The organism is Bilophila sp. (genome assembly GCF_057864385.1).
In genome coordinates this window covers 1-11,830 of the sequence record NZ_DBMAFI010000087.1, presented here as the reverse complement: position 1 = coordinate 11,830, position 11,830 = coordinate 1, and the positions used below count along the sequence as shown (strand labels likewise).

General features: G+C 45.1%; 10 protein-coding genes and 2 pseudogenes. 6 read left to right on the top strand and 6 right to left on the bottom strand.

What is annotated here, in order from left to right:
* Positions 1–412 precede the first annotated feature (412 nt).
* The 4 genes from ACZM8Y_RS16520 to ACZM8Y_RS16505 all read left to right on the top strand — a co-directional run bounded on the left by ACZM8Y_RS16520 (position 413) and on the right by ACZM8Y_RS16505 (position 1,875).
* A complete protein-coding gene (locus ACZM8Y_RS16520) occupies positions 413–568 on the top strand; it encodes a helix-turn-helix transcriptional regulator (RefSeq protein WP_302551952.1) in 156 nt (51 codons plus the stop codon).
* Positions 569–614: 46 nt separating this feature from the next.
* A complete protein-coding gene (locus ACZM8Y_RS16515) occupies positions 615–947 on the top strand; it encodes a hypothetical protein (RefSeq protein ID WP_482333409.1) in 333 nt (110 codons plus the stop codon).
* Between the two features lie 114 nt (positions 948–1,061).
* The gene (locus ACZM8Y_RS16510) at positions 1,062–1,520 is read left to right on the top strand and encodes a toprim domain-containing protein (RefSeq protein ID WP_487480108.1); all 459 of its coding nucleotides are present in this window, start codon (positions 1,062–1,064) and stop codon (positions 1,518–1,520) included.
* 148 nt (positions 1,521–1,668) lie between these two features.
* Positions 1,669–1,875, top strand: coding sequence for a hypothetical protein (locus ACZM8Y_RS16505; RefSeq protein WP_482333413.1), 207 nt, complete (start codon positions 1,669–1,671; stop codon positions 1,873–1,875).
* Positions 1,876–2,516: 641 nt separating this feature from the next.
* On the opposite strand, the gene ACZM8Y_RS16500 is transcribed toward ACZM8Y_RS16505, so the two are convergent.
* Both ACZM8Y_RS16500 and ACZM8Y_RS16495 read right to left on the bottom strand, forming a co-directional pair.
* Entirely contained in the window at positions 2,517–2,762 is a 246-nt protein-coding gene (locus ACZM8Y_RS16500; RefSeq protein WP_337432085.1) for a hypothetical protein, read from the bottom strand.
* Between the two features lie 72 nt (positions 2,763–2,834).
* Positions 2,835–3,101: pseudogene (locus tag ACZM8Y_RS16495) on the bottom strand (phospholipase D-like domain-containing protein); the annotation flags it as partial.
* Between the two features lie 365 nt (positions 3,102–3,466).
* Between ACZM8Y_RS16495 and ACZM8Y_RS16490 the strand changes: the two are divergent.
* The gene (locus ACZM8Y_RS16490) at positions 3,467–3,712 is read left to right on the top strand and encodes a helix-turn-helix domain-containing protein (RefSeq protein WP_482333414.1); all 246 of its coding nucleotides are present in this window, start codon (positions 3,467–3,469) and stop codon (positions 3,710–3,712) included.
* Positions 3,713–5,160: 1,448 nt separating this feature from the next.
* Here the strand turns inward: ACZM8Y_RS16490 and ACZM8Y_RS16485 are convergent.
* The 4 genes and pseudogenes from ACZM8Y_RS16485 to ACZM8Y_RS16470 form a co-directional block, all read right to left on the bottom strand.
* Positions 5,161–7,251: a GmrSD restriction endonuclease domain-containing protein gene (locus tag ACZM8Y_RS16485; RefSeq protein WP_482333416.1), complete on the bottom strand. Its 2,091-nt coding sequence runs from the start codon at positions 7,249–7,251 to the stop codon at positions 5,161–5,163.
* Positions 7,252–7,326: 75 nt separating this feature from the next.
* The gene (locus ACZM8Y_RS16480; RefSeq protein WP_482333418.1) at positions 7,327–7,890 is read right to left on the bottom strand and encodes a hypothetical protein; all 564 of its coding nucleotides are present in this window, start codon (positions 7,888–7,890) and stop codon (positions 7,327–7,329) included.
* 250 nt (positions 7,891–8,140) lie between these two features.
* The gene (locus ACZM8Y_RS16475; protein ID WP_482333420.1) at positions 8,141–8,401 is read right to left on the bottom strand and encodes a type I restriction enzyme subunit R domain-containing protein; all 261 of its coding nucleotides are present in this window, start codon (positions 8,399–8,401) and stop codon (positions 8,141–8,143) included.
* A pseudogene (locus ACZM8Y_RS16470) lies at positions 8,385–9,304 on the bottom strand (DEAD/DEAH box helicase family protein). Before ACZM8Y_RS16470 ends, ACZM8Y_RS16475 begins: the two are co-directional and overlap by 17 nt.
* A 921-nt stretch (positions 9,305–10,225) precedes the next feature.
* Here ACZM8Y_RS16470 and ACZM8Y_RS16465 point away from each other — a divergent pair.
* The gene (locus ACZM8Y_RS16465) at positions 10,226–10,609 is read left to right on the top strand and encodes a hypothetical protein (protein WP_302551970.1); all 384 of its coding nucleotides are present in this window, start codon (positions 10,226–10,228) and stop codon (positions 10,607–10,609) included.
* The last annotated feature ends 1,221 nt before the right edge of the window (positions 10,610–11,830 follow it).

The following is an 11,830-nucleotide window of genomic DNA, read 5'->3' as shown; positions in this document are numbered from 1 at the left end:
ATCTGAAAACGTCTACAATGATATTATTTTAATGTCGATCTTATCACATGAATGGTTCAATTTATATTAAGTTTACTTTTGATATACCCCATAATTTATGTATGGTTATATAATTAATTCCTCATGCTATTGATGGTCTAAACGGTACCGATTGTTATCCTGCTGTTCTCTTTGAGTGGTAGGGAATTTGGGCACTTCACTGCTTGAAGCCAAGAACTATTCAATTTGTCTCAAAAAATTGGCTACCATAAAATTTTTCTGAAAATTTCCCCTTTTTCATACATCCATATCAAACTGTATTGGACTGTATCGAACTGCATCACGCGGTATCGTACTGTATCAACATTGTGGATTAATTGAATAAATGTGCTATAGCACTCCGTAATCACCAACTACATACGGAGTTATCGCTATGGCGACTGATATTCCTTCCACTGGTTTTCTTCGGCTTCCGCAAGTTCTGGAACTCTTTCCCATCAGCAAGAGCGCATGGTGGAAAGGCTGCTCAACCGGATGCTATCCCAGGCCTGTAAAAATCGGTCCGCGCCCGACAGCCTGGCGCGCCTAGGATATCAGAGCTTTTATTGAACGTGTTGGAAAGCAAAGAGAAGGTCATGAATGATTTTCTCCATACTTTCCGTGACGTGCTTGGCCGGCATGGTCTTGTCCCTGAAACAATCCTCGCGGATGGCACTCTTCACCGTTGCCCCACAGAAGGCAAGCTCCGCAAACGGAATGGCGCGTACATTGCCCATCTGGACAAACCGGCCACTCTCTGGTGGTACAACTGGGAAACTGATGACCAGAGCATGTTCTGTGCCGAAGAAAAGCAGACGCTTTCAAGAGTGGAAATGTCCGCATGGCGGGAACTTCAACAATCCATACAGCGGCAATGCGAAGCGGAATGCACCAAACGCCGTACAGAAGCAGCCCAACAGGCCAGATAGGAGTGGAGTTCGGCACGAGTGTGCGATCCCAACCATCCTTATCTGCGCTGCAAGGGTATTTACAGCTTTGGAAGGCATGCGGCAGGCACGGGACGGCGCACTGCTTATTCCTGTATGGATACCGCAAACAATTTGCAAAGCCTGCAACACATCTATCCTGATGGAACAAAGCGTTTTCTCGTGGGCGGCAAGGTATCTGGAGGACAATTCATCATTCAGGGACAGCCGGAAAAGCTCGTTGCTGTTTACGAGGGCTTTGCCACTGGTGCAAGCATCCATCTTGCCACAGGCTGGGTGGTCTATGTAGCTTTCTCCGTAAACAATTTTGCAACAGTTGCCAAGACCACAAAAGAACGGTTTCCGGACAAGACAATCATCATTTGCGGCGACAATGACGAAGCCGGGAGCAAGAAAAGCGAGGAAGCAGCTCAGGCCGAAAACGCACAACTTGTGTTTCCCAACTTCACCAATGACAACGGCACTGACTTCAATGCTCTTCACCAGATTGAAGACATTGAAGCCGTTCGCAAAAGGCTCGTAAACAGAGTATTGGAGGCTAGCCTATTGTCCTGATCGTCAAAGACATCTACTGACAAGAAGAGCTTTTCAACGTTGGTTGCGCTTTCAAAGAAAACTCCCTGGCCGTCAAGGGTCAGTTGGTAGGAGTACATTCCTTGTGTCCAACCTGTATTGAAGTGCCAGAGAAGGATAGGGGCCGCGCTTGCTGATTGTACCGCGCTACCTGCGGAATTATGGTTGGAGGCTGCGCTGGATTGTCGGGAATCCGAACTCCTACAACCTGCCCAACATGGCTGATGCGCTGATATACGGTATCACATTCTTCCGTGCCCAATTTTTGCTGTTCGGCAACTCCGGCATGAAGACCGTTATCGAACATGGAAACGGGAACCTTCATGTCGATGCCTAGGTTGTTGGCCTGATACCAACGAATATAGGCATCAGTGAACGTGCGCCCGAAGATTACTGATCCCGGTAAAGCAAACGGAAAATCTTCCGAACAGAACACCTTCCTCCCACATGACCCTGTTTAGGTCTTGGGCTACGGCAGAACCGCACGATAAAAATACAACAACCGAAACAATTATGCAGCGGAAAAGACGCTTCATACCATTCTCCCTTACATCATGATTGTAGCTGCCGTGGCTTGAATGACAGTCCGTATCTCGGATCGCTCCATTCCTTGTTGTCGGTACGCACTCTGTCCCCGAACCGTTCACCGAAGTTATTACGGGGAGCTTTTCGAGGGGAGTGCATGGAGCCGTCAAGGTTGTATGTTCCCATGATTTCATAGTTATTCTTGAACTCAACTCCTGACAGTCCGGATGTTATTGTGTTGATGATGCTCTCGGCGCTGTCGGATAGGGAATTTCCGGCGCTGATGCGTAAGGTGTAGCAATTTGACGTTTCATCGATGCAGACAGAGAGAATGTACCTGTCACCGTCGCGCCTGTGTGATTTAACGACAACCTCATTTCTGAACAAAGGCGTGAAACCGCAAATTGCATTGTTGTTCAGCAGAAATGTTCCCTCCGGTGGGTAAGTGGCTTTTTACGTTTTTTGGATGAACAACAGCGTAGCGTTATATTCTGGCGCATTCTTAGGTATGAGATATTCCATGATGCCGCCGCTGGCCAGATGTTCAATACGATACCCTTCCGACATTTTCTCCGCGCTTTCCAACTCTCCGGTAAAATAGGAATCAAACCAGCATGAAAACGGTTCCGCCGCCTTCACAGGCACGCAGAATAACAATAACACGCATAGTGCCAGGATACTTTTCGCAATAGTCTTCATGGGATGTTCTTCCTCAAAAAATCAATATGACGGTGGTAAGGACATAGCTTCTTTCCATAATCGTTGCCATTCCTACGCATATACTTGAGCAAGCTCGGACATATTCCAGAGCATCAAGACATTTTCCGCATTTCGTGAGACAGTCGCCGCGCTGTAGTTGAAGCTGACCGTCTGCACATGCTTGTTGTCGATAACCATGAATTTGTGGTGCATGATGGCGTAATTGCCGTTTTTCCTCACAGGTATATTATGATTGGCAAGAAAGAGTGCCGTTGAGTACCTTCTGCTGTTGCTTTTCGCGTCTACCACCACGAGCACAGCCACTCCGTACTTGTACGCAGTCTGTAAGGCCCCGCTATTGGCTTGCTAGTAAAGGAGTATCCGGCTCTACCTGTATCTCGGTTTATGCGGAATCTATGCCTTTCAAAATGAGATGAAGAGCTTTTCCGTGTGGGGAAAAGCTACTTCTGGGTGAGAATCCGTTTTGGCATTCGCGTTTGACACTATGATGAAACACAGTCCCAAAAGCGGTAGCGCTATCCGGTAGAGAGTTCTCCTATAGCTACGCACGGTTGTCATCCTCCCGCATGCAGGATGACAGCTTACATAAATAAGACTTTTAAATCGATAAATTTAATAGTTTGTTCGGGCCCAATCCAATTCATGAGATTATACAGGGGTGCAGAAACCCATGAGAGGATTCGATGGCCGAAAACAAATTTGCTTTGATTGTTGGTGAAAATATATCCGATAGGCGACGGAGGCTTGGCCTCAGTCAGAAGAAACTGGCGGAGCGGTTGGAGATAAGCCAAGATGCAATGGCAAGAATGGAGAAAGGCCGAATCGCGCCGAAGATGGGGCGACTACAAGATATCGCTGATACTCTGCAATGTAGCCCTACCTGTTTCGCACTCACGATGAAGCTACAGAAGAGCGGGTGGTCACTATAGCCGACATATTAAAAACGCTTTCTGTGGACGGCAAGAAGCGCTTGTGGAACTGGTCGCTAATACGGTGAGAGTGATGCAGGCAAACGTCAACTCCAAGTGAAACAAATGATAGATTTATGGCAACTTAACGCCGACCTTGAAGCATTTAAAAATCCTGTACCAGAGCAGAGCTTGAGAGATATCGTTCTGTCATTAGTGTATTTGGCATTTTGAATGATCTTGAGGATAATAATACTAACATCAAATTTATTACAATTTGGAATCTTTTCAAGAGACAATATTTTAGAGCTCTGTTTCATTTTTTGCTTATTCAAGATTGAACCATATTGAACTAACATAGATAAAAAGTTTATTTCTGAACTATTTTTGTACTGCAGTATTAATAAATTTCAGAAATTGTCACCCCTGTCCTATGATCAAGAAGTATATACTCTTTATCGGGGTGCTGCAGAATGCGAAGATGAGAAAAATGTGTATTGGCAATCTTGGACTGACAGCTATAATTCAGCTCTTGGGTTTGCCTTAAAGTACAACACTTATTTAAATATAAAGATGTAAAGGTATACAGGATTAATGTAAGAAAAGGGAATATTCTTTTCTATACCGATGCAAATCATGAGCATGAATTTTTCATTTCAACCGATGATGAATTCGGTAAAAAATCTATTTCACCTGAAATTTATATTGAACTGAATGATGACCCATTGACCGACCGACTCGAAAAGAACCAATTTTTTCATTTTGATTTTATCCCACTGGTATTATAGAAATCAGCAAGAATGTATATTGAGAACAAGGACTACCATGGGCTTTAAAATTTTTTCCTGAGCGGCAATTTGAATTTTTAAGTATTAATGAATATTATTACTGTTAATATAACTATTCTTCAAAAGAATAGTGTATATAAAGAATACATTGTTGCAGTATTTTGGGGATTTAATTCAAAAAAGGAAGAATAAACTACACATGGATATATCCAAATTTATTTTATATTGATAGGAATCATCTTAAAGGATTGGCTCCACCCCAAGATAATAAAGTTATCTACACGCTATACCGTGGAGCGGTAATAAAAGCTTCGTATTCATCAACCAAAGAGGATGATGACCATAACATTGATTCACCTTCATGGACTGACAGTTATGAGATTGCTTATAACTATGCCCTAATACACATTAAACAGTAGCCGAGGAATCTCTGTTGTATATTCTGTACAAATTGCAGCTTGTTATATACTCTATTTTCTTAAAGGCGAAACGGATCGTGAGTTTCTTGTAGACTTAGCTTCGGGACCATGCGGACAGCTTTATAAGACTTTGGACATTAACTATGACTTTTGAGTTTTTGGCACTAAATCATAATAAAATGTTACAGGATTCTTCCAATCTTGCTCTACCTGAATGGCAGAGTAAGATTGGAAGAGTCCCAATAGGTAAACTGGCGCTGATCTAATTATTTTCTCCCATCTGCACCTCAAAAGCCTGTCTTATCAGACTCATAATGTAAGGCAGCTCTTCGGGATTGGAGAAGAAAACCTCCACGTCCCCATTACCCCAGCGGCCGACATTTGTGATATCCCGGCACATTTCTCGGGGATCGATGAGGTCGTGATACTTCATATTTAATGAAAGACGGAGGCGCTTGGCCTGTGGGACCACATCCACAAAATTGGTTTCGGCCTTGAACGCGATGTATCGCTTCAATATTTCTTCGGAAACAACTGAATCCAGTGCAAGGACTTCTCGACGCAGCATTTCAAAAAGGTCTCTGGCCTCAGAATTTTGTAGATAGGGGTAATCTTCGAGAGAGTAGCCAGTGGCTGTCTGCAAAAGTTGCGGCTGATAGCGCTCCAGGGTATCAGGTTCAAGTTTGGGATACGCCCATACTTTTGAAGCCAAATCAGAAAGTTTCGTTGCTCGCCTTTTTATCGCATCTTCATTCCAAACGGCTTCCGCTCCCAGTCCTGCATTCAGGCGCAGAGGGCTTTCCCTGAAGCCTCCAGCCATATCCCTTTTTTCTTCAAACGGCCTGTCACTGTATTCGGAATTATAGCCGGTCAGCGTTAAATTGCCCAATGTATGCAGCCATTGTTCCTGGATGCGTTGCCAGTCTTCCCCCAAAGCTTCACGCCATTTTGCAGAAAGGTCCTTGTTCTGAGGCATGATGTGTTCAATGGTGTATTCTTCCACCGGCACCCGCTCTTTTCGGTCGTAATTTTCCATGCGCCGGGGCCAGTAACTGCGTAAGCGATTGGTATACAGATTTCGCACTTGGAGTTCGCGCTTAAACTCCTCATCATCAGGAAAACGCCGATACGAGGTAAGTAGCGCGAAGGTTGCTTTGACGCTTTCCAAATATCGCTCTTTGTTCACGCTCCGAGAAAAAGTAGTAAAAGTCTTGTTCAATGAGTTCGTTGGTATTGCGCAGGCTGCCCGTCGGAAAACATAGCTTTCAATAAGACGGGTTGCCGCAAGCAGATCCTCTTTGCCCCACAAACCGGTTGCGTAGTCATGATACCACTCCAAAAGGAGAGGATAAGCGACATCCGCCTTGAGTTCCCGCAGGTCAATAAAGGCTTGGCGCAAGGCCTTATCTGGCTCTCCTCCCAAAACCATATTGCAGTAATAGCCCGCGTAGGCGTATAAATCGGCAACGAGGAACTCAATGCCTCTTTCAGCCATAGACGCTTGCTGGGCATATTTCTTAAAAGCAGTATACACTTGGTCAAAACGGGGAATATCACCTGTTTTTGTGGTCAGGTAATGCCGCATAAATCCATCAAAATGTTCCTGATAGGCAGCTTGGCCAAAAGAGAGTTCCATGGGGCGCCAATATCTTTCATATAAGTCGCTTTGTTGCTCTGTCCCCAATCCCATGAGTAAATAATTCCGGATGAGATCCGCCTGGCTGAGCGCGAGGCCGGTGGAATTCATGCTTTCAAAGATCAGCTGGGGGTTATCATGATCGCGGTTGAGGGCAATATCTACAACAAGGAGCTTTGTCATGCCTTTGCATACGACGGTAAGATCGGTGCAACTTGCCAGTAGCTCTTTAAAAAGCTTAGAATTTTCCGTAATGGCTAACGACGGCTCCTGGGGGGCCGGCGCTCCAAGAATATGGAGCAGGCTGTTTTTATCGGTTTGTGACAATAACAGTTTATAATGCCTGTCTCCTTTTTCCAGGTGATTCAGCAGGTAATAATAGAGAATTTTTTCTTTGCTGAAGCCTTCTACAGGCTCTTCATCGCCCAGTGTATCCGCCAGAGCTGCCAGCAACAAGGTTACCGTGGTGAGCCGTTGTTGGCCGTCAATAACCAATAGAGGTGACTTGAGGGATACATTGGAGAGCCCTTCCTCTACGTAGACAATGGAACCAATGAAGTGCCCAGTGATATCCTCACTACTACCAGCTCGGAGAATGTCATTCCATAGCTGGCGGCATTGCTGCTCAGTCCAGGAATAATTTCGCTGGTATATGGGAATAACGAACTGTGGGGCATTGTTAATGAAATCCAAAACGCGTGTTTCTTTTGCCTTCATGGAGCACACTCTCCCGGAAATTTTCTGTTAGCAGATTGCAGATACACTCCCAAAAGGAACCACTGCCTAGAGCTCTTAATAATACTGTTTCACATACCCATAAGCTTTATCGAACAGCTCTTGATCTTTGATTTGATACTTAACGTAGATAACTTTACGCAGTGCTTTCTGCATTTCGCGTTCACCCACCGTTCCCTGCCAGCCAGGGAACCTAACTAGGCGCACGATTTTATCAATCTCAGTCACAATACGTTCAACAATGGTGGGGATATCGCCGTTTTTGACTTCAGAAAAAAGCTCGGCCAGGGCCGCCTTGGCTTTGTCCTGTTCATCAGCAGGATCAACTTCTTTTTCGGCCATCACCATTTCTCTGGCCAAATCAAGCAGTACTTTCAGGAAATCAATACTGTGTAGGCGTCCTTGTTCATGGCGTGTTTTCAGTTGTTCAAGCCGTTCACTGAGAGCGATAAAAACAAGATTGTGCTGGTGTTTACGTAGGCGAGCCACAAGCTTGATTTCAATTTCCTTGGACTTTTTATTGGGATCTCGATCCTTTGTTAACACTTCCAGAACATTAGTATCTATCACCAGAGTTTCAAGATCGTCAATAACCGTTTCGAGATGGACGTTCTGATGCACCAGCTCAATAGTTTTTGCTCCCAGGGCATGCCAAAGCAGCTTGCCGTTCCCACTGGGGGCTTAACTGATTCATAGACTTTGGTGAGCCAACTATAGTCATTGGTGTGGGGAACAATAACTGAGTCAGGTGACAGAGCTTCCCAGAGACGAGAGAGCACGGAATACTGAGCCGCAAACGCATCACGCTTTTCATTGTCAGGCAGGCACTGCTGAGCAACGATGAGCCCTTCATGGCCTCCCACAGAGAGGTCTACTCCGGGGAAAATGCTAGGCACTTCGCGACATATTCGGGCAGGACTTTTTTTAATCTCTTCCAGATTTGTGATAACTTTTTGATACTCTGGTCGTCAAAGTCGAGCGCCGTACCAACCTCATCAAATACACCGAGGTAATCAACGATAAGGCCATGCGTTTTTTCGGCATAGACGCGGTTGGTTCTGCAAATAGCCTGAAGGAGGTTGTGATCCTCCTTCAGGCTTGTCCAGATACATGACTTACAAGATGGGCGCATCAAAATCGGTGAGGAGCTTTGAGGTCACAATAAGAAATTTCAGCGGATCAAGGGGATCGCGGAAACGGTCCAGCAACTTTTCTTCAGCATCCTTGGACAGCTTCCATTTGGCGTAATCGTCGGATTTACCACCATGCGTATGCATGACAATGGCGCTGGCTTCAGGACCAACGAGCTCATCCAGAATATTCTTATAAAGAACGCAGCATTCCCGATCAAAAGTGGCTACCTGCGCCTTGAAACCGTTAGGTTCCACTTTGTTTTGGAAATGCTGCACAATGTTTTCGCAAATGGCGCGCACACGAGCAGGCGCCTTGATAAGTACAGACCTCCTGGCAGTCCATTTTGCCAGATCATCTCGGTCTTCACCCTCCAGCGTATCCGTGAGATTGGTATAGGTCTCGTCAATAGCAGCGCGGTCAATACGCAGTCGGACGTCCACAGCTTCAAAATGGAGAGGAAGCGTTGCCCGGTCCCGTATTGGATCTTGGAAAGAGTACCGGTTCATGTAGCCTTGCTCGTCCTCTTTCGCACCGAATGCCAAGAAAGCATTTCTATCTCGCTTATTGATAGGCGTACCAGTGAGGCCAAACAGGAAGACGTTGGGCAAAGTATGGCACATCTGGCGGTCAAGGTTGCCTTCTTGGGTGCGATGAGCTTCATCCACCATAACGATAATATTTGAAAGGTCATTGATGCAGCTATCTGTCTCAGCAAACTTATAAATTGTAGTAATAATGATTTTGCGAGTATCTGCCTCCAGCAGCCGCTGCAATTCTTGCCGGGAATCTGTGCCGACTATATTGGAATATCTGTGGCGTTGAACGTGGCGGTTATCTGTGTGTCCAGATCGATTCGGTCCACGACGATTATGACGGTGGGATTACCCAGCTTGGGATACATGCGCAACTTTTGGGCGGCAAAGACCACTTGGCTCACAGGTCTTTGACCTTTTTTTGAGCCAATCAGAGCTTGCTTAGGATAACCCACCTTAAGCCCGAAACGAATTCCTTCAGTGGGGCCGGCACCCAGATTATCCTCGTTGGCGGCCGTCTTGTTGGCGACAAGCCCGCCGGTAATGGCATGAATATGCGTCCTGGGCACAAGGGGGGAGTTCCTTTTTCAATCGATCAAAAAATCCTGTGTCGTGGTGTTCTTGATATCCTCCTGATGTTGAAATTCTTCAGTCGCCAGTGACGACACAGGATGATATGGGCAAATATTTTTCACAAACTTTGATCTATTTTCTTATAAAAAGATAATCTTAATTCATTTTCTAACTTGGTAACTCAGGAATTATAGATTACTGTCGAAGTATCATAACTTTTTTACGTTTAAGAATTGAAGGGTTGATCGCCATGAATAAAAATTTTAACTCCCCAAATTCCAAAGCTTCTATACGTGGGCCTGAAGCAGGACGGAATGACGCCGTGAGAAAAAATATCTGGCCAAAATCCAGCGACAATGCCCTATTGTAAACAGCGCTTTCTCTGGAAGTGAGTCTTCTCAGCACCGTCCATGGGTTAAGCAGATCATCAGGACCTATACTTGGGCTATTGGCTTTATTATGTCATACAAAACCAACATCAACCCGGTGCTGTTACAGTGCAAAAAGTTATTAGTTCTTGGCAAATGTAAAAAAACTTATGGTGTTATCAGCCCGTTGGAGTTTGTACATGAAGGTGTGAGCTTTATTAATATGCACGAGCGCAGAGACGCCGACAGAGTGCATGCTTTCAATTTGGCTCTGGCTGCGGCCTAGCCTTACAACCTATTTTTCCTGAATCATTTTATTCTGCATACCTTGAAATAGCCAATAGCAATGTGGATAGATTTGGTATAACAGTTGCTTTCATAATTTCAACTTTAGCTACGGCGTGTCATGGGAAAGTGTTATTTACCGAACATCAGCAAAATAAGTTAATTAGATTTTTACCAGTAGCTATAACAGGTCCTCAGCACAAAAAGGAAATGCAAGAATTATTGGAAAAAATATTTAAGCCTTTACTTGACTATCAAAAACGCCAGACAATATATGAAGAAAATATAACAAAGAAGAAAGAAATCGTTCGTATTCGGTGTCAATTAAATAGTAAAGTGACAGGCTCAAAAGAAGGTGGACAGCTGCGCTCCAAACTCAAACAGCTTTTAGCCATATTGAGAGAAAAGACGCTGCTTGAAAAATATACACCGATGAAATTTTTTTAGTAGATCATGGAACATCCAGAAAGTTGCGGCATCGTTGATCTAGATGGGAATTTCTTTCAGGAATTGTAAAAAATACTCGCGGCATCAACAATATCGCCCGATTCTTGGCACCGGTTAAACCTGCAAACAGTATCCCGTTTGAGGGGCAATACGGCCAACGGCATGGAGTCCCACAGCGTGATTTTTTTACGCCGGTGTCGCTACCTATAAGGAATTTTACTCGTTGCACACTCTTCACTCTTCGGAGAATATCTTTCCGAAATTTGTTCAGTTTCTATTTCCAATAACAGATGGCATGTCTCCACCCTAGGTACCAGTCCAAAGTGCGTAACGGTACTATGATAGGATGGCAGACATCATCCGCATAGCACAACACCTAGAGCTAATCATCTACTCAGTGACCAGCCACAGCTTTTGCCCAGTTTTTGGACACGAAGGTTGCCCTCTGAAGTTTTGGCTCCTATGCAATATGCTGAATGTTTACATCACACTCTACGAGACGGGACCATATTCTTCTCCCAGTAATGAATTTGCCAGGGCTTGCTTTGTGCAGGTGTTGCAATAGCCGAAATCATTTCCAGAATGTACCGTCTGTGAAAGCCGCTTTCAGCGTGGCAACTAGAATCAAAAAATTTCTTCTCCGCAGAAAACATAGCTACTTTCGGTTGCGCCTCTTACAACATAACGTTCTGAGCAACCTGAAAAGAACTGATATTCAGGAAGCGATTGGCTGGATGATTGACGAGGGCGACATAGCTAAGGTACATCCTCAACAGAAATAAGCAGTCCCCCCCAACCATGGAGCCTATCAGCGGAAAAATGGATAAAAAGGTTGTATTTTCAACATGCTGTGGAATGAAACTATATGCTGTGACAGCTCCGTCGGAAAAAGAGCACTGCTGTGAAGCAGTTAATTGTGGCTCTGTCCATCACCTTGGCTGTGAGGCCATTCTAGTGTCTAACAGCATTAATGGTTGGCTCCGATCCTCTGGCGATGGGGCGGGACATGAAAATTTCTATGTGGTAGCCGTACGGGGCGCTGTAACACGCCGTGCCAGCGTCAGTTTTTGTCGACGCAGGAATCGGGGCCCTATTTTATAGGAGCCCTCCCAACGGCTTGGCAAGTGCTCCCTTAATTGCTGTCCAGCCTTTGCAGAATGCCGCTGATGGCCACGCGGATGCCCTCCTGGGTATAAAAACTTCCGTTGACCAGGGCATGCG